The sequence below is a fragment of the Pseudomonas pudica genome (assembly GCF_015680405.1).
In the GTDB taxonomy this organism is placed as follows: Bacteria; Pseudomonadota; Gammaproteobacteria; order Pseudomonadales; family Pseudomonadaceae; genus Aquipseudomonas; species Aquipseudomonas pudica.
In genome coordinates this window covers 40,856-56,989 of the sequence record NZ_JADLJS010000005.1, presented here as the reverse complement: position 1 = coordinate 56,989, position 16,134 = coordinate 40,856, and the positions used below count along the sequence as shown (strand labels likewise).

The following is a 16,134-nucleotide window of genomic DNA, read 5'->3' as shown; positions in this document are numbered from 1 at the left end:
GGCAGACACAAAAAGGCCGCTGCACCCACCCAGGTGCAGCGGCCTTTGTCTGTATCAGCGACGACGCGGTTGGCGTTTGCGCTGCTCTTCATCAGTCGGGATCGGCACCGGCTGCAAAGGTGGTGGAATCAGCCCCAAGGCGACAGCCAGGTCGTGGAGCCAGTTGGATAGTGGTTTATTCATAATGCCCCCTTGACGGGTCAGCCTCACGGCAATTCAATCCTGCGATGTTTCATACAGATCATAGCCCTATGTCCTGTATTACGCATGCCTCTAAACCTACAGATACGGGCCATTTTGATACGGATCAAGCCGTAACGGCGCATTCCGACGACTGGTTAATCGTTTCGCTTTGTTGCAGGTCGACCCAGGCCTGCAAATTTGCCCCGCACATGCCCTGGCGCCACATCAACCAGGTGACCGCCTGATCGAACGGCGCCTGCAGTCGGTGCGCCCGTACCCGGTCGCGCCCGGGAAGGCTGTCGAGCATCGACCTGGCCATCATCGCCACGCCCGCACCGGCGATCACGCAGGCCAGCATGCTCTGGTACGACTCGATCTCCATCACCCGGCCCATGGGCGTATGGGCATGGGCATACCAGGCCTCCAGGCGCATGCGGTACGAGCAGCCTTGGCGGAACGTGAACACCGCCTTGCCCGCCACATCCTTGGCAGTGAGCACCGCTGGGTGCTCGGGGCTGGTGATCAGCACCAGCTGCTCATCACACAGCGGAACGCCATCCAGCCCGGCCAGGCTCGGCGGCCCATCCACCAGTGCCGCGTCCAAGGTGTGGTTCAGCAGGCCTTCCAGCAGTTCGCCACTGGGCGCAGCGCGCACCTGCAGGTTCACCGCCGGGTAGGCTTGGTGATAACGCGCCAGCAGCTCGGGCAAATGGGTCGCCGCCGTGCTGTACATGGTCCCGAGTACAAAGTCCCCCGCCGGTTGGCCGCCCCGCACGGCGGCCAGCGCCTCGTCGCGCAAGGCTGACATGCGGTTGGCGTAATCCAGCAGCACCTTGCCCGCCGGCGACAGCTGCAGACGCTGGCGTTCGCGCAGGAACAGCTCGACACCCAGTTGCTCCTCGAGCTGGCGCAAGCGCGTCGACAGGTTCGACGGCACTCGATGCAGGCGCTCTGCGGCACGGGTGACCGAACCTTCCTCGGCGACGGCCTGGAAGATACGCAGTTGGCTGAATTCCACGGCATTCTCCAAAACAGAACAACTTGATCATCATTATTCAATTTTATTGAAAAAGAAACCGCCCTAACCTGCCAGCCATCGCTTACATCCGTGCAGGAGAATCGTCATGTCGCCACTCATTCAACTGCTGGCAAGCGCCGTGGCGCTGATGATGGCCATGGGCATCGGCCGTTTCGCCCTGACCCCGCAGCTGCCGCAGCTGATCGCCGAAGGCCAGTTCGATCTGACGGTCGCCGGGCTGGTCGCCGCGGCCAACTATCTGGGTTACTTCATCGGCGCGGTCGATGCCATGTTCGCCCGCTCGCCGGGCCATGTGCGCCTGCGCCTGCAGGGTGGGCTGTGGCTTTGCGTGCTGCTGACCCTGGCGTCATGGGCTGCAGACGGGTTCTGGAGCCACCTGCTGCTGCGCTTTGGCACCGGAATGGCCAGCGCCTGGGTGCTGGTGATGATCACCAGCCTCAGCCAACAGGTGGCCAATGCCAACAACCGTCAGCGCCTGGGTGCACTGGTGTTCGCGGGGCCCGGCCTGGGCATCGCGCTGACTGGCTTGCTGGCGCTGGTGGCGCATCTGTGGGGGTTGGGTTCGGCAGCACTGTGGCTGATCTATGCCGTGGCCGCGCTGGTGATGCTGCTGGCAGTCCGGCCTTGGCTGCCAAGAGCGCTGCAAGCGGCACCAGTGCCGTCAGCTGCACGCCAGGGCCCGACCCGCAGTGTCGGCATCGGCCGCCTGGGGCTGGTGTATGCACTGTATGGCGTGGGTTACATCCTGCCGGCCACCTTCCTGTCGCAGATGGCCAACCAGCAGTTCCACGGGCAGTGGCTGGCCGACCTGTTCTGGCCGGCGTTCGGCCTGTCGGCGGCACTGGGGGTGCTGCTGGTGAGCCTGCGGCGTGGCGGCCGCACCTCGGCCTGGCTCACTGCCACCCTGTGGCTGCAGGGGTTGGGTGTACTGGCCTGCCTGATGGGTGGGGGTGTCGGGCTGGCGTTGGGCGTGGTGCTGTGTGGCGGGCCGTTCCTGGCCTGCATGCAGCTGGTGATGCAACGTTCGCGGGAGCTGGCGCCGCATGCCACACAGCGCAATGCCGGGCTGCTGACGGCCTGCTTTGCCCTGGGGCAGTTGAGCGGGCCGCTGCTGGCGGCGGTCAGCAGCCATTACAGCGGCGGGCTGCAGCCGGCGCTGATGGTGGCTGCGGGTGGGTTGGTGGTGGCTGGGGGGCTGGTGCTGCTTGGCAGCTCTGCACAGCAGGGTAGCGCCTGTCAGGCCAAGGCAGCATCCTGAATCGTGGCTGCCCGTGCCGGCTTTTTCGCGGGCTCGCCCGCTCCCACAGGGGCCGCACAATCTTCAAGACCTGTGCAATACCTGTGGGAGCGGGCAAGCCCGCGAAGAAGCCGGTACAGGTTATCGATCATCCCACAATCCGCCGCAACTGCTGCTTCACCCAAGGCTCGGCACTCACCAGGACCACCCCCAGCAGCACCATCAACGCGCCAACCACAAAGTTCAGGCTCAGCGGCTCATCCAGCAACAACACGCCAAAGGTCACCCCGAACAGCGGGGTGATGAACGAGAACACTGCCAGGTTCGACGCCAGGTATTTGCGCAGTAACCAGAACCAGGTCAGGTAGCTGATGAACGACACCACAACCCCTTGGAACAGCACACTGCCCATTGCCAGCGGCGTCAGCGTCACCGCGCCGATCTGGCCGCTGAGCAAGGCAATCAGCAGCAACCCGGCAAAGCCCACCGCCAGCTGATAGAACAGGGTCAGGGTCGCCGGCGCTTCCGACAGCCGCGAGCAACGCACCACCACCGTGGTCGCCCCCCAGGCCAGCCCGGCGATCACGCCAAAGGCATCCCCCAACAGTGTGCGGCCATCCATGTGCTCGAACGACATGCCGCCGGCAAACGCCATGGCAATGCCGCCGAAGGCCAGCAGGATCCCCAGCCATTGCAGCAGCCGCAGGCGTTCGCTGGGCAACCTGAAATGCAGGCCCAACGCAGTAAACACCGGCGCGGTATAGAGGAACACCGACATATGCGCCGCCGAGGTCAGCTTCAGCCCCTCGGCAATGAACAGGAACTCCAGGCCGAACAGCCCGCCCGCCACCACCCCGGCACGCCAGGTGCTGCCGACCTGCTCCCAGCCCCCTCGCCAGCACAGCATCAGGCCAACCAGCACGGCGGCGATGCCATTGCGCAAGGCCGCCTGCATCACCGGCGCGATATCGACAGCGGCGGTCTTGATCAACACCTGCTGGCAACCCCAGATCAGGCACAGCCCCAGCATCACCTGGAAGGCAAAGGCGTCGGGGTTCTTGCGGACCGCGCTCATAGGCGGGCCTCTGCGGTAGTCATTGGCATGGGCAAGGGCTCGGCAGTGTTCAGGAACTACCGATTATCGGGTTTCCATGGCCGCCCTTGCCAGCCTCAAAACGACCTCAGGCAATCTGTGCCTTCGCCGACACCTGCTCGAAGGTGGTTTCGTCCAGCGCATCCTCCTGCTCGTCCAGCACCTGGCGCGGGTGCTCGAAGCCGGGAATGCTGCTGTCGATCAGGCTCATCAGCCGCGAACCGCGCTCGGTCAGCACGAAGTTCTCGCCATTGCCGCCATCCTCTTCGGGCCGGGTTTCGATGAAACCACGCTCGAACAGCAGCCTTTCGTATTCGCAGGCACGGGTTTTCAGGTGGTCCAGGTCGCCCACCGGCTCCCCCTTGGCAGCCAGTGCCGCAGCGTGCTGCTCGGCATAGGGGCGTGGCGTGAAGCTGTGACCGGCGCCGTTCTGCACCTCGTGCAGCAAACGCTCGATCAGGTCCCAGTCGTAGGCGATGCTCATGGCTACGGGCTCCTGCTGTGGACGGAAGAGGTACACAGGTTGGGACCTGCCGAGGTTGCCCGGCGTTCCGAAATATCTCAGCGCTGGCGTTTTTGCGCTTGCATGTACTGGCGCAGCAACTGGTTGATCCGGGTCTGGTAGCCGCTACCCTGCTCTTTGAACCAGGCGAGAACATCGGAATCGAGGCGAATGGTCACCGTCTGCTTGGCTGGAACTCGCAGCTCAGCCTCGCGGAAGAAATTTTCATCCAGCTCAGGAATATCCGAGGTATCAATAGCCTGGTCGTCCTGTCGAGCCAGGCGACTCCAGTCAGTTTTCGATTCTTTGGTCATAATGTTTGGCCTCCCATCTGGTGGCTTTGCGTGCAGAAATGATGCGAATGACATCACCCTGCCTTTCCGTGTACACGACCACGCCTATCAGACACTTCAGCCAGCCCAGGCAGCCCCAGCGTTCCTCATCGTGGTCCGGATTGTCATCGCGGCGAATCAGCATCGGATGATTGAACATATCCGGAACATCGCTGAAGTCGATGCCGTGCTTGCGGATGTTTATCTGGTTCTTGGCATCGTCCCATTCAAAGAACATGGGACGCTCCGTATTTACATCTGTACATACGATACCTCCTGATCCAGGCCAAGGCTAGGGAGCGATCGCCCACTCTTCACTAGGTTCAGGAGGTTTTGGGAAAGGGATTACAACCTGGACGGAAGTGGCCTGGCCAAATGGCTCACAAGGCTAGGTCAGATGCCCAGCTGGGGACAGGCTGACCATGAAGTGCCACCGGTCGAAGGCGCTGAACTAACGGCCAGGCGCATGCTCCACCGGGCATCACCACCGCCGGAGGTAGGAAGGATGAAACTGCTGCTGCCCATTGCCTGCGCCACTGCCCTGTTCTGCGCCCTGCCAGCCTGGGCCTGCACCCCGGAAGAAGCGACGCAGAAACGCGAGGAGCTGGCCGGGTTGGTCACCCAGTTGACCGAGCAGAACCCGCAGAAGGCCAAGGAGATCAATGACGAGCTTCAAGGGATGGAGCTTGGGACGGCGAGCAAGGATTTGCCCGACAAGTGTCAGCTGATCGACAAGCGGATCAAGGAGTTGAAAGAGGCGGAGAAAAAGGCTGAATAGTGGTCGCCTGTGCTGGCCTCTTCGCGGGCACGCCCGCTCCCACTTGGACAACACAGCCTTCGATCTGTGATTATCCTGTGGGAGCGGGCGTGCCCGCGAAGAAACCAACAGCGATACTGAAGGTTACTCAGCCGCAGGCTTGCGCTTCTTCAGCGGCGCCAGGCCGTCAGCGCTGGCCAGCGGTGCATTGGCCTTCGGCTTGGCGGTTGGCTTGCGCTTGGCGGCCGCCTTCTTGTCGCCGGTCTTCTTCTCGACCTTTTTCTTCTTGCTGCCAGCTGCCTTGCCCGAGGCTTTGACCTTCTTCGGCCCGCTGTAGGTGCCCTTCACTTCCTTGATCACCCGGCGCTCGAACTGCTGCTTGAGGTAGCGTTCGATGCTCGACATCAGGTTCCAGTCGTTGTGGGTGATCAGCGAGATCGCCAGGCCTTCGCCACCGGCACGGCCGGTACGGCCTACACGGTGCACGTACTCGTCACCGCTTCGCGGCATGTCGAAGTTGATCACCAGGTCCAGGCCGTCGATGTCCAGGCCACGGGCCGCAACGTCGGTAGCCACCAGTACCTTGGAGCTGCCCTGCTTGAAGCGGTCCAGGGCCAGCTTGCGGTCCTTCTGGTCCTTCTCGCCGTGCAGCACGAAGGCCTTCACGTCCTTGGCCACCAGGTGGCCGTAGATGCGGTCGGCCAGGGCGCGGGTGTTGGTGAAGATGATCGCCTTGTCGAAGGTTTCGTTGGCCAGCAGCCACTGCACGATCTGCTCTTTGTGCTGGTCGTGGTCAGCGGTGATGATCTGCTGGCGGGTGCCTTCGGCCAGCTGCGAGACGCTGTTGAGCATCAGGTGCTCTGGGTCTTTGAGCACCTTGCCGATGATGTCGCGCAGGGCAGCACCACCGGTGGTGGCGGAGAACAGCAGGGTCTGCTGGCGGTTCTCGCACTCCTTGCACAGGCGCTCCATGTCTTCGGCAAAGCCCATGTCGAGCATGCGGTCGGCTTCGTCGAGGATCAGTACCTGCACGTGGGACAGGTCGAGGTTGCCGGCATTGAGCTGCTCGAGCAGGCGGCCCGGGGTGCCGATCAGCACATCCGGCACCTTGCGCAGCATGGCGGCCTGTTCCTTGAAGTCTTCACCGCCGGTAACCAGGCCCGACTTGATGTAGGTGAACTGGGAGAACAGCTGTACCTGCTTGAGGGTCTGCTGGGCCAGTTCACGGGTCGGCAGCAGGATCAGCGCGCGGATCTCCACGCGGCGCTCGCGCAGATCGACCAGGCGGTTGAGCAGTGGCAGCACGAAGGCCGCGGTCTTGCCGCTGCCGGTCTGCGCGGTCACGCGCAGGTCACGCCCTTGCAGGGCCAGGGGGATGGCCGCGGCCTGCACCGGGGTTGGCTCGACAAAGTTAAGCTCGGCCACGGCTTTAAGCAGGCGTTCGTGCAGGGCGAATTGGGAGAACACGGAGGTAACCTCAGGCAAGTGCGGAAAATTCAGTTGCATAGGGTAACGTTTTCTGCCGCCTTAGCCGAATTTCTTTTGGCAACTTTGTCGCCATCCGGGCTCTAATGGCGCTTCGTTTAGCAACAAGACTGTACGCAAGCCCATGGATATCCAACGAATCTGGCGTGACTCCCTCGACCTGTGGGGCACCCTTGACCAACATCCGATGCTGCACGCGGCCATCGGCCTGGCGGTGCTGCTGCTCCTTTCCCTGGTGATCGGCCGCCTGGCACGCTTCCTGGTGCTGCATGGCGCCCGCCTGCTGGCCCGCCAGCCAGCGCTGAAGTGGCTGGACGACCTGCGCAACAACAAGGTGTTCCACCGCCTGGCACAGACCACGCCATCACTGGTGCTGCAGTTCGGCCTGAAACTGGTGCCCGAGCTGTCCGACACCGCCCAGCACTTCCTCGGCAATGTTGCCCTGGCCTTTACCCTGCTGTTCATGACCATGGCGCTGTCGTGCCTGCTGGATGCCCTGCTCGACATCTATGCCCGCACCGAACACGCCCGCACCCGTTCGATCAAGGGCTACGTGCAGCTGGCCAAGATGATGCTGTGGATTTTCGCCTCCATCGTCATCGTCGCCACCCTGATCGACCGCTCGCCGCTGTTGCTGCTGTCGGGCCTGGGTGCCATGTCGGCGGTGCTGCTGTTGGTGTACAAGGACACCCTGCTGTCGTTCGTCGCCAGTGTGCAGCTGACCAGCAACGACATGCTGCACGTGGGCGACTGGATCGAAATGCCCCAGGTGGGCGCCGACGGTGATGTGGTGGACATCACCCTGCACACCGTGAAGGTGCAGAACTTCGACAAGACCATCGTCTCCATCCCCACCTGGCGCCTGATGAGCGAGTCGTTCCGCAACTACCGCGGTATGCAGCAGTCCGGTGGCCGGCGCATCAAGCGCAGCCTGTTCATCGACGCGGCCGGCGTGGGGTTCCTGACTCGCGAGGAAGAACAGCGACTCACCCAGGTCAGCCTTCTGCGCGACTACCTGGCGGGCAAGCGCCAGGAACTGCAAAGCTGGAACGAGGCCCTGGGGCCAGTGGCCGAGCTGTCGGCCAACCGCCGTAAGCTGACCAACATCGGCACCTTCCGGGCATTCGCCCTGGCCTACCTGAAAAACCACCCCAACGTGCACCCGAACATGACCTGCATGGTCCGGCAGATGCAGACCACCGCCGAGGGTGTACCGCTGGAGATCTACTGCTTTACCACTACCACGGCGTGGGCTGAGTACGAGCGGATTCAGGGGGATATCTTCGATTATCTGCTGGCGGTGTTGCCGGAGTTCGGGCTGAGTTTGTATCAGCAGCCGAGTGGCAATGACATGCGGGTGGGGTTGAGCGGGCGCGTATCGCAAGAGCCTGTGCCGCGTCGGCTGGAAGAAATGAGCGAGGCTTGATATTGCCGGGGCTGCTTCGCAGCCCATCGCCGGCAAGCCAGCTCCCACTGGCACCGCGCAAAATTCGAGAGGTGTGCAGTACCTGTGGGAGCAACTGTCTTGCTCAAATTCTAAAAGTTGGCGCGATCCCCTGTGGGAGCTGGCTTGCCGGCGATGGGCCGCAAAGCGGCCCCTTTCCGTGTCAGGGCCGAGTCAGGGGTGCGCATTCATGCTTGTCGAAAGCCGGTTGCTCTCGCACCCATGGACCATGCAATACAGCGCACCGGCCAGGAACAACCCCATCGCCCAACTGATATCCGCCCCCAGCCACTCGGCCACGAAGCCCGTGTAGAACGACAGTTTCATGAACGGGATGGTACCGATGATCGACACGGCGTACACCGCCAGGCTTCGACGATTGAAGCATCCATAACGCCCCTTGGCGTCATACAGCGCCCCCACATCATAGTGGCCTCGGCACACCCAGTAGTAATCCACCAGGTTGATGGCGCTCCATGGGATCAGCAGGTACAGCTGGCCGATCAGGATGTCGGCAAAGAACGTATCGAAATTGTACTGGGTGGCGATGGCGATCAGCGTTGCCGCTGCGGTCAGCCCTGCCATTACCAAGGCCTTGGCCGTCGCGGTAACGCGCCGGATGGTCTTGAAGGCGCCAAAGATCGTGACCGACGACATATAGGCGCTGTACAGGCACAGGACGTTGTACTGGATCACCCCCAGCGCGATCACTGCCAGCGCCAACGGCGCCCACGGGCCGAACAACGCGGCAATGGCTGTGGCCGGGTCATGCCCCAGTGCCGAGGGCAATTCCACCGCCACCAGCGCGCCGAGCGCCATCATGGCGAAGGAACCCAGCGCACAACCGCAATAGGTGGCCCAGAACGTGGCGCGGGGGTTGACGTTGGCCGGGAGGTAGCGCGAGTAATCGGCCACATAGGGGCCATACCCCAGCGTCCAGGAGGCCGACTGGGCCACGATCAGGTTGAAGGCGGTGAACGAGAAGCCGGTACTCACTGCCGTTGTGGTTGCCATGTCGCCGGGGTGCAACAGAATCAGCACCAGGGCGCCGGCAAAAACCAGCGTGGACAACAGGCTCATCCACGCGCCCAGGCGGTGGATGAGTTCGTAGCCGACAAAGCCGATGACAAAGGTCAGCAAGCCGACCACCACGATCGCCTGGTCATCGCTCATGGGTACCAGCGCCTGCAGGGCATTGCGCATCAGCACGCCGCTGGCGGCGAGGAACAGGACTGCGGCCGTGACCATCACCAGCAGAGGGAGCGCGGCACCATGGACACCGAACTGGGCCCGGCTCTGGATCATCTGTGGCACGCCCAGGTGAGGCCCCTGGGCAGAGTGCGCGGCCATGAACACGGTACCGATGAGGTTGCCGACCAACAGGCCCAACAAGGTCCAGCCAAGGCTTAGCCCCGATGCAATGCCCAGGGTGCCGACCATCAGCGCGGTTATCTGGAAGTTGGAGCTGAACCAGATAGTGAACAATCGTTTAGGCGTGCCATAACGCTCTGCGTGTGGGACAAATTCGATACTTCGCGTTTCTAGCTTCACGCCGGTCTCCCGATTTTGTTTTCCGGATTATCGGGTAGGGACCGGCGGAATTTGGGTTCAGTAACGAACGCGTCATAGCTGACTGCGCCATGGCTTGCTTGATAACGTCAGGGTACCCAGGCGGCTCATCCACACCGACGCCAGGATCACTGCCCCGCCGATGAACAGCCTGCCCAATGGCTCGTCCTGGTTCCAGATCAGCAGATTGAGCAGCAACCCTACCGGCACATGCAGGTTGTTCATCACCGCCAGCGTGGCCCCAGATACCAGGCACGCGCCCTTGTTCCACCAGTACAGGCCCAGCGCCGTCGGGCACAGCCCCAGGAACAGCAGCACCAGCCACTGCACGTTGGTGGTCGGCAGGTGCTGGACGTTGCCAAACAGCAGGAAGGCCGGCAACACCACGATCAACGCGCCCAGGTAGAAGTAGCCAAAACGCTTGTAGTGCGGCAAGTCGCTGGGGTGGCGTGCTACCAGGTGGCGGTACAGCACCTGGCCGGCGGCGTAGGTGAAGTTGGCCAGTTGCAGCAGCAGGAAGCCGATGAAGAACTCGCCGCTGATGGTGTCGAAGCGGATCACCGCCGCGCCGGCCACCGCCACCAGCGCTGCCAACAGGGCCCACGGGTTGAAGCGCCGGCTCATGGCGTCTTCGATCAGCGTCACGTGCAACGGCGTGAGAATGGTGAACAGCAGCACCTCCGGCACGGTGAGCACGCGAAAGCTCAGGTACAGGCAGACGTAGGTGATGCCGTACTGCAGCGCGCCGATCAGCAGCATCGAGCGCATGAAGCGCGGCTCGACCTGGCGCCAGCGGGTCAGCGGCAGGAATACCAGGCCAGCCAGCACCACGCGCGCGAGCACGGCAAAGTAGCTGTCGACGTGCCCGGCCAGGTACTCGCCGATCAGGCTGAAGGAAAACGCCTGGATCAGCGCGACGATTATCAGGTAGCCCATGGTTGCCTCTCGTGGATCAAGGCCGCGACCTTAGCGGGTTGCGATGAATGAGTTCAACCATGAGGAATGTGGGGCTGTGCCGGCCTCTTCGCGGGTAAACCCGCTCCCACAGGAATATCACGGCACCTCAGATCAGTGGTGTCCCTGTGGGAGCGGGTTTACCCGCGAAGAGGCCGGCACAGGCCCCCACAAAATTCACAGGCATAAAAAAGCCCGGCCATGCGGGCCGGGCAGGTACACCCAAAGGAGCAACAACAGGTGTCAGGGTTGGGAATTCGCTAAGCCTCAGGCCACCGCCGCCAGCTTGGCCTTGGCCTGGTTGACGCCCTTCTCGTGGAACTCGTTGCTCATGTTCAGGCCTTCGGCATGGATGAAGTCGACATCGTGAATGCCGATGAAGGCCATTACCTGGCGCAGGTACGGTTCCTGGTGGTCGCTGGTGGCACCGGCATGGATGCCGCCACGGGCAGTCAGGACGATGGCGCGCTTGCCGGTCAGCAAGCCCTGCGGGCCGGTGGGGGTGTACTTGAACGTGATGCCGGCACGCAGCACGTGGTCCAGCCAGGCCTTGAGGGTGCTGGGGATGGTGAAGTTGTACATCGGCGCAGCCATCACCAGCACGTCGGCGGCGAGCAGCTCATCGGTCAGTTCGTTGGAGCGGGCCAAGGCGTCCAGTTCGGCAGCACTGCGCTGTTCTTCGGGCTTCATCCAGCCACCCAGCAGGTTGGCGTCCAGGTGCGGCACCGGGTTCACGGCCAGGTCGCGCACACTGATCTGATCGGCCGGGTGGGCGGCCTGCCAGTGCTGAATGAAATCGCGGGTCAGCTGACGGGAAACGGAATCCTGCTGGCGGGCGCTGCTTTCGATGATCAGTACGCGGGACATGGGGTGCCTCCATCGGCAAAAAGGGTTGCGATTCGATGGAGGTGAGATTACGGCTTGACCTATCGATAAAAAAGCGTAAAAAGTGGGTTCAATCTATCGATTTATCAGCTTATTCTGCGCTGCAATTCAAGGCGATCCGTAGTTTGATGATCTGCCGGTTGAACTTGGCAGTGACATCGACGCTTTTACCGGCCGGTACGTTCACCCGACGCACCCGTGGCGCCTCCGGGCCGTTGCGGAAGGTCACCTTGCACGCGGCCGGTACCTGCCCATAGTTGTTGAGGGTGATGGCGCCAATGTCATAGGCAGTGTCATAGGCGGTGTAGTCGAGCTTTACCCCGGTCAGTTCCTTCTCAACGTCGATGGGATAAGCCATGGCCCCGAGGGGCAGGCACATCAGTATTGCCGCACAACATTTCTTCATGGGCCGCTCTCCTTGAAAGAGCGCAGCTTAGGACAACAGGAGCGAAAGATGAAAGCGCCGCGCGTAACCCTTGACCAGTGGCGAACCCTGCAGGCAGTGGTCGATCACGGCGGGTTTGCCCAGGCCGCCGAGGCACTGCACCGCTCACAGTCGTCGGTCAGCTACACCGTGGCCCGCATGCAGGAGCAACTGGGCGTGCCGCTGCTGCGCATCGACGGCCGCAAGGCGGTGCTCACCGAGGCCGGCAATGTCCTGTTGCGCCGTTCGCGCCACCTGGTCAAGCAGGCCAGCCAGCTCGAGGACCTTGCCCACCACATGGAACAGGGCTGGGAGGCGGAGGTACGCCTGGTGGTCGATGCCGCCTACCCCAGTGCCCGCCTGGTACGCGCCCTGGCCGCGTTCATGCCACAGAGCCGTGGTTGCCGGGTGCGCCTGCGTGAGGAAGTGCTGTCTGGCGTCGAGGAAGTGATGCACGAAGGCATCGCCGACCTGGCCATCAGCAGCTACAGCATCGGCGGCTACCTGGGCGCCGAACTGAGCGCGGTGGAGTTCGTCGCCGTTGCCCACCCCGAACACAGCCTGCACCGCCTGGGCCGCGAGCTGACCTTCCAGGACCTGGAAAGCCAGTTGCAGGTGGTAATCCGCGACTCCGGCCGCGCCCAGCCGCGCGATGTCGGCTGGCTGGGTGCCGAGCAACGCTGGACCGTCGGCAGCCTGGGCACCGCCGCCACCTTCGTCAGCAGTGGCCTGGGCTTTGCCTGGTTGCCCCGCCACATGATCGAGCGCGAGCTGCGCGAGGGCGTGCTCAAGCCGTTGCCGCTGGATCAGGGTGGCAGCCGCCACCCACTGTTCTACCTTTATTCGAGCAAAGAGAAGACCTTGGGCCCGGCTACGCAGATTCTCATCGACCTGCTGCGCAATTTCGACACCGCGCCACTGGACGTGCCCTTCGCAGCCCCCCCACAAGCCTGAGAGGACCGCGCCCATGGCCTATTTCGAACATGAAGGATGCGCACTGCATTACGAGGAATATGGCCAGGGCGAACCCTTGGTATTGCTGCATGGCCTGGGTTCCAGCTGCCAGGACTGGGAGCTGCAGGTGCCGGTGCTCAGCCGCCACTACCGGGTAATCCTCATGGACATCCGTGGCCACGGCCGCTCCGACAAGCCACGCGACGGTTACCAGATCGCCACCTTCAGTGCCGACCTGCTGGCCCTGCTCGAACACCTGCACACCGGCCCCGTGCACTTCGTCGGCCTGTCCATGGGCGGCATGGTCGGCTTCCAGTTTGCCGTCGACCACCCGCAATGGCTGCGCAGCCTGTGCATCGTCAACAGCGCCCCCGAGGTCAAGCGCCGCACCCGCAATGACTGGCTGTGGTGGCTCAAGCGCTGGGGCCTGGCGCGCCTGCTCAGTGTCGAAACCGTCGGCAAGGGCCTGGCCGATCGGCTGTTTCCCAAACCGCAGCAGGCCGAACTGCGGCACAAGATGGCCCAGCGCTGGGCACGCAACGACAAGCGCGCCTACCTCAAGAGCTTCGACGCCATCGTCGACTGGGGCGTGCAGGAACGCATCGGCCAGATCCACTGTCCTACCCTGGTGATCGCCGCCGACCACGATTACACCCCGATACAACTGAAAGAACGCTACGTCGCCCTCATGCCCCACGCCAGGCTGGTGGTCATCGACGATTCCCGGCACGCTACACCCCTCGACCAACCCGAGGTCTTCAACCAGACCCTGCTGCAGTTCCTTGCAGCCGCTTCCACCTCTCAAGGATCTTTGAGCCCATGCTGAAAAAACTCCTGCTCACCGCCTGCTCGGTCGCCTTCGCCACCAGCGTCATGGCCTCCGACAAGACCCCGCACGTACTGCTGGACACCAGCTTCGGCCAGGTCGAAATCGAGCTTAATGCCGAGAAGGCACCGATCAGTACCAAGAACTTCCTCGAATACGTCGACAGCGGCTTCTACAACAACACCATCTTCCACCGTGTAATCCCGGGCTTCATGGTCCAGGGCGGGGGTTTCACCGACCAGATGGTGCAGAAGAACACCCGAGCCCCGATCACCAACGAGGCCGGCAACGGCCTGCAGAACACCCGCGGCACGCTGTCCATGGCCCGTACCCAGGACCCGAACTCGGCCACCAGCCAGTTCTTCATCAACGTGGCCGACAACGACTTCCTCAACCCTGGGCGTGACCGTGGCTATGCCGTATTCGGCAAGGTGACCAAGGGCATGGAAGTGGTCGACCAGATCGTCAATTCGCCGACCACCACCAGGAAAGGCATGCGCGATGTACCGGCCGATCCGGTCTACATCAAGTCGGCCAAACGCATCGACTGACCGCAGGCTTCACAGGGACGTGAAACCGCCTGAGGGTCGGATGAAACAGGAGTGTCGTCACCCATGCTGTACCGCCGTTTCGAGCAACTGATCGATATCTTCCGCGACGCGCCCAGCGAGTCGCCACCCGGCCAGGTCTGGCCGTTCTACCTGTACTACCTGCGCCAGGTGTGGCCGAGCTTTGTCGCCCTGCTGGTGGTGGGCCTGGTCGCCTCGCTGATCGAGGTGGCGATGTTCAGCTACCTCAGCCGCATCATCGACCTGGCCCAGGGCACGCCCAATGCCAATTTCTTCAGCGAACACAGCGGCGAGCTGATCTGGATGCTGGTAGTGATCCTGCTTCTGCGGCCGGTGTTCTTCGGCCTGCACGACCTGCTGGTGCACCAGACCATCAACCCCGGCATGACCAGCCTGATCCGCTGGCAGAACCACACCTATGTGCTCAAGCAGAGCCTCAACTTCTTCCAGAGCGACTTCGCCGGGCGCATCGCCCAGCGCATCATGCAGACCGGCAACTCGCTGCGCGACTCCGCCGTGCAGGCCGTGGATGCGCTATGGCACGTGCTGATCTACGCCATCACTTCGCTGGTGCTGTTCGCCGAAGCCGACTGGCGCCTGATGCTGCCACTGTTGCTGTGGATCGCCGGCTACATCGCCGCGCTGTTCTACTTCGTCCCCCGGGTGAAGGAACGTTCGGTGATTTCCTCCGACGCCCGCTCCAAGCTGATGGGGCGCATCGTCGACGGCTACACCAACATCGCCACCCTCAAGCTGTTCGCCCATACCGACTTCGAGCAGCAATACGCCCGCGAAGCGATCCGTGAACAGACAGAGAAAACCCAGCTGGCCGCACGCGTGGTCACCAGCATGGACGTGGTCATCACGACCCTCAATGGCCTGCTGGTGGTCACAACCACCGGTCTGGCACTGTGGCTGTGGAGCCAGTCGCTGATCACCGTCGGCGCCATCGCCCTGGCCACCGGCCTGGTGATCCGTATCGTCAACATGTCGGGCTGGATCATGTGGGTGGTCAACGGTATCTTCGAAAATATCGGCATGGTCCAGGACGGCCTGCAGACCATCGCCCAGCCGGTTACCGTCGCCGACCGGCCCAACGCACCGGCGCTCAAGGTAAGCCGCGGTGCGGTACGCTTCGATGATGTGGACTTCCATTACGGCAAGGCCGCCAACGTGATCGAAGGGCTCAACCTGGACATCCGCCCGGGTGAGAAGATCGGCCTGATCGGCCCGTCCGGGGCAGGCAAGTCGACCTTGGTCAACCTGCTGCTGAGGCTGTATGACGTGCAGGGCGGGCGCATCCTCATCGACGGCCAGGACATTGCCGAAGTGAGCCAGGCCAGCCTGCGCGCGCAGATCGGCATGATCACCCAGGACACCTCGCTGCTGCACCGCTCGATCCGCGACAATCTGCTGTATGGCCGCCCCGGTGCCAGCGAGGCGGCGCTGCATGAAGCGGTGCGGCGGGCCCGCGCCGACGAGTTCATCCCGCAACTGTCGGACGCCCAAGGGCGCACCGGTTTCGATGCCCATGTGGGCGAGCGCGGGGTCAAGCTGTCGGGTGGCCAGCGCCAGCGTATCGCGATTGCCCGGGTGCTATTGAAGAATGCACCGATCCTGATCATGGACGAGGCCACTTCGGCGCTGGATTCGGAGGTGGAGGCAGCGATCCAGGAAAGCCTGGAGACGCTGATGCAGGGCAAGACAGTGATCGCCATTGCCCACCGGCTTTCCACCATTGCGCGGATGGACCGGCTGGTGGTGCTGGACAAGGGGCGGATTGTAGAAATTGGCAGCCACAGTGAACTGCTGGAGCAGCAAGGCTTGTATGCCCGGTTGTGGCATCACCAGACGGGGGGGTTTGTCGGGGTGGACTGATTC

Annotated in this window: 18 protein-coding genes; 7 read left to right on the top strand and 11 right to left on the bottom strand. The window is 62.9% G+C overall.

Annotated features, from left to right (window positions below; genetic code table 11):
• Positions 1 to 54: 54 nt before the first annotated feature.
• Both IRZ77_RS27070 and ptrR read right to left on the bottom strand, forming a co-directional pair.
• The gene (locus IRZ77_RS27070; RefSeq protein WP_009683677.1) at positions 55 to 183 is read right to left on the bottom strand and encodes a PA1414 family protein; all 129 of its coding nucleotides are present in this window, start codon (positions 181 to 183) and stop codon (positions 55 to 57) included.
• 124 nt (positions 184 to 307) lie between these two features.
• Positions 308 to 1,201: a putrescine utilization regulator PtrR gene (gene ptrR, locus IRZ77_RS05570; protein WP_046614664.1), complete on the bottom strand. Its 894-nt coding sequence runs from the start codon at positions 1,199 to 1,201 to the stop codon at positions 308 to 310.
• A 106-nt stretch (positions 1,202 to 1,307) separates the two neighbouring features.
• On the opposite strand from ptrR, the gene IRZ77_RS05565 reads away from it, so the two are divergent.
• Entirely contained in the window at positions 1,308 to 2,480 is a 1,173-nt protein-coding gene (locus tag IRZ77_RS05565; RefSeq protein ID WP_085602120.1) for an MFS transporter, read from the top strand.
• Between the two features lie 127 nt (positions 2,481 to 2,607).
• Here the strand turns inward: IRZ77_RS05565 and IRZ77_RS05560 are convergent, their stop codons facing one another.
• From IRZ77_RS05560 to IRZ77_RS05545, 4 genes are all read right to left on the bottom strand, one after another.
• Positions 2,608 to 3,534, bottom strand: coding sequence for a DMT family transporter (locus tag IRZ77_RS05560; RefSeq protein ID WP_196173081.1), 927 nt, complete (start codon positions 3,532 to 3,534; stop codon positions 2,608 to 2,610).
• Positions 3,535 to 3,640: 106 nt separating this feature from the next.
• Entirely contained in the window at positions 3,641 to 4,036 is a 396-nt protein-coding gene (locus IRZ77_RS05555; protein ID WP_013973698.1) for a hypothetical protein, read from the bottom strand.
• A gap of 77 nt (positions 4,037 to 4,113) precedes the next feature.
• The gene (locus IRZ77_RS05550; RefSeq protein WP_196173079.1) at positions 4,114 to 4,368 is read right to left on the bottom strand and encodes a BrnA antitoxin family protein; all 255 of its coding nucleotides are present in this window, start codon (positions 4,366 to 4,368) and stop codon (positions 4,114 to 4,116) included.
• Positions 4,346 to 4,624 carry a BrnT family toxin gene (locus IRZ77_RS05545; protein WP_196173077.1) on the bottom strand — a complete coding sequence of 93 codons (279 nt, stop codon included), beginning with the start codon at positions 4,622 to 4,624 and terminating at the stop codon, positions 4,346 to 4,348. The genes IRZ77_RS05550 and IRZ77_RS05545 overlap by 23 nt, the downstream gene beginning before the upstream one ends.
• 267 nt (positions 4,625 to 4,891) lie before the next feature.
• On the opposite strand from IRZ77_RS05545, the gene IRZ77_RS05540 reads away from it, so the two are divergent.
• Positions 4,892 to 5,164: a hypothetical protein gene (locus tag IRZ77_RS05540; RefSeq protein WP_025340165.1), complete on the top strand. Its 273-nt coding sequence runs from the start codon at positions 4,892 to 4,894 to the stop codon at positions 5,162 to 5,164.
• Positions 5,165 to 5,287: 123 nt separating this feature from the next.
• On the opposite strand, the gene IRZ77_RS05535 is transcribed toward IRZ77_RS05540, so the two are convergent.
• Positions 5,288 to 6,649 (bottom strand): DEAD/DEAH box helicase, encoded by a 1,362-nt coding sequence (locus IRZ77_RS05535; protein ID WP_046614669.1) that lies wholly within the window; start codon positions 6,647 to 6,649, stop codon positions 5,288 to 5,290.
• A 103-nt stretch (positions 6,650 to 6,752) separates the two neighbouring features.
• On the opposite strand from IRZ77_RS05535, the gene IRZ77_RS05530 reads away from it, so the two are divergent.
• On the top strand, positions 6,753 to 8,054 hold the full coding sequence (locus tag IRZ77_RS05530) for a mechanosensitive ion channel family protein (RefSeq protein WP_196173075.1): 1,302 nt from the start codon (positions 6,753 to 6,755) through the stop codon (positions 8,052 to 8,054).
• Positions 8,055 to 8,246: 192 nt separating this feature from the next.
• Here IRZ77_RS05530 and IRZ77_RS05525 read toward each other — a convergent pair whose 3' ends face one another.
• From IRZ77_RS05525 to IRZ77_RS05510, 4 genes are all read right to left on the bottom strand, one after another.
• Positions 8,247 to 9,623: a purine-cytosine permease family protein gene (locus tag IRZ77_RS05525; protein ID WP_196173072.1), complete on the bottom strand. Its 1,377-nt coding sequence runs from the start codon at positions 9,621 to 9,623 to the stop codon at positions 8,247 to 8,249.
• A gap of 72 nt (positions 9,624 to 9,695) precedes the next feature.
• Positions 9,696 to 10,577, bottom strand: a complete 882-nt coding sequence (locus IRZ77_RS05520) for a carboxylate/amino acid/amine transporter (protein WP_046614672.1) — start codon at positions 10,575 to 10,577, stop codon at positions 9,696 to 9,698.
• A gap of 285 nt (positions 10,578 to 10,862) precedes the next feature.
• Complete coding sequence (locus IRZ77_RS05515) at positions 10,863 to 11,462, bottom strand: FMN-dependent NADH-azoreductase (RefSeq protein ID WP_196173070.1); 600 nt, start codon at positions 11,460 to 11,462, stop codon at positions 10,863 to 10,865.
• A 109-nt stretch (positions 11,463 to 11,571) separates the two neighbouring features.
• Positions 11,572 to 11,886, bottom strand: a complete 315-nt coding sequence (locus IRZ77_RS05510; protein ID WP_012051530.1) for a hypothetical protein — start codon at positions 11,884 to 11,886, stop codon at positions 11,572 to 11,574.
• Positions 11,887 to 11,934: 48 nt separating this feature from the next.
• On the opposite strand from IRZ77_RS05510, the gene IRZ77_RS05505 reads away from it, so the two are divergent.
• The 4 genes from IRZ77_RS05505 to IRZ77_RS05490 all read left to right on the top strand — a co-directional run bounded on the left by IRZ77_RS05505 (position 11,935) and on the right by IRZ77_RS05490 (position 16,131).
• Complete coding sequence (locus IRZ77_RS05505) at positions 11,935 to 12,858, top strand: LysR family transcriptional regulator (protein ID WP_012273620.1); 924 nt, start codon at positions 11,935 to 11,937, stop codon at positions 12,856 to 12,858.
• A 13-nt stretch (positions 12,859 to 12,871) separates the two neighbouring features.
• Entirely contained in the window at positions 12,872 to 13,684 is an 813-nt protein-coding gene (locus tag IRZ77_RS05500; RefSeq protein WP_108481276.1) for an alpha/beta fold hydrolase, read from the top strand.
• Positions 13,678 to 14,235, top strand: a complete 558-nt coding sequence (locus IRZ77_RS05495; protein WP_108481277.1) for a peptidylprolyl isomerase — start codon at positions 13,678 to 13,680, stop codon at positions 14,233 to 14,235. Before IRZ77_RS05500 ends, IRZ77_RS05495 begins: the two co-directional genes overlap by 7 nt.
• A 63-nt stretch (positions 14,236 to 14,298) precedes the next feature.
• Positions 14,299 to 16,131 (top strand): ABC transporter ATP-binding protein, encoded by a 1,833-nt coding sequence (locus tag IRZ77_RS05490; RefSeq protein WP_085602095.1) that lies wholly within the window; start codon positions 14,299 to 14,301, stop codon positions 16,129 to 16,131.
• Positions 16,132 to 16,134 lie beyond the last annotated feature (3 nt).

Excerpts from the sequence above, each read along its gene's own strand:
- IRZ77_RS05520 (WP_046614672.1), bottom strand. The coding sequence starts at position 10,577 with ATGGGCTACCTGATAATCGTCGCGCTGATCCAGGCGTTTTCCTTCAGC.
- IRZ77_RS05560 (WP_196173081.1), bottom strand. The coding sequence starts at position 3,534 with ATGAGCGCGGTCCGCAAGAACCCCGACGCCTTTGCCTTCCAGGTGATG.
- IRZ77_RS05510 (WP_012051530.1), bottom strand. The coding sequence starts at position 11,886 with ATGAAGAAATGTTGTGCGGCAATACTGATGTGCCTGCCCCTCGGGGCC.
- IRZ77_RS05545 (WP_196173077.1), bottom strand. The coding sequence starts at position 4,624 with ATGTTCTTTGAATGGGACGATGCCAAGAACCAGATAAACATCCGCAAG.
- IRZ77_RS05565 (WP_085602120.1), top strand. The coding sequence starts at position 1,308 with ATGTCGCCACTCATTCAACTGCTGGCAAGCGCCGTGGCGCTGATGATG.
- IRZ77_RS05500 (WP_108481276.1), top strand. The coding sequence starts at position 12,872 with ATGGCCTATTTCGAACATGAAGGATGCGCACTGCATTACGAGGAATAT.
- IRZ77_RS05540 (WP_025340165.1), top strand. The coding sequence starts at position 4,892 with ATGAAACTGCTGCTGCCCATTGCCTGCGCCACTGCCCTGTTCTGCGCC.
- IRZ77_RS05530 (WP_196173075.1), top strand. The coding sequence starts at position 6,753 with ATGGATATCCAACGAATCTGGCGTGACTCCCTCGACCTGTGGGGCACC.
- IRZ77_RS05515 (WP_196173070.1), bottom strand. The coding sequence starts at position 11,462 with ATGTCCCGCGTACTGATCATCGAAAGCAGCGCCCGCCAGCAGGATTCC.
- IRZ77_RS05535 (WP_046614669.1), bottom strand. The coding sequence starts at position 6,649 with ATGCAACTGAATTTTCCGCACTTGCCTGAGGTTACCTCCGTGTTCTCC.
- IRZ77_RS27070 (WP_009683677.1), bottom strand. The coding sequence starts at position 183 with ATGAATAAACCACTATCCAACTGGCTCCACGACCTGGCTGTCGCCTTG.
- IRZ77_RS05505 (WP_012273620.1), top strand. The coding sequence starts at position 11,935 with ATGAAAGCGCCGCGCGTAACCCTTGACCAGTGGCGAACCCTGCAGGCA.
- IRZ77_RS05555 (WP_013973698.1), bottom strand. The coding sequence starts at position 4,036 with ATGAGCATCGCCTACGACTGGGACCTGATCGAGCGTTTGCTGCACGAG.
- IRZ77_RS05550 (WP_196173079.1), bottom strand. The coding sequence starts at position 4,368 with ATGACCAAAGAATCGAAAACTGACTGGAGTCGCCTGGCTCGACAGGAC.
- IRZ77_RS05490 (WP_085602095.1), top strand. The coding sequence starts at position 14,299 with ATGCTGTACCGCCGTTTCGAGCAACTGATCGATATCTTCCGCGACGCG.
- IRZ77_RS05495 (WP_108481277.1), top strand. The coding sequence starts at position 13,678 with ATGCTGAAAAAACTCCTGCTCACCGCCTGCTCGGTCGCCTTCGCCACC.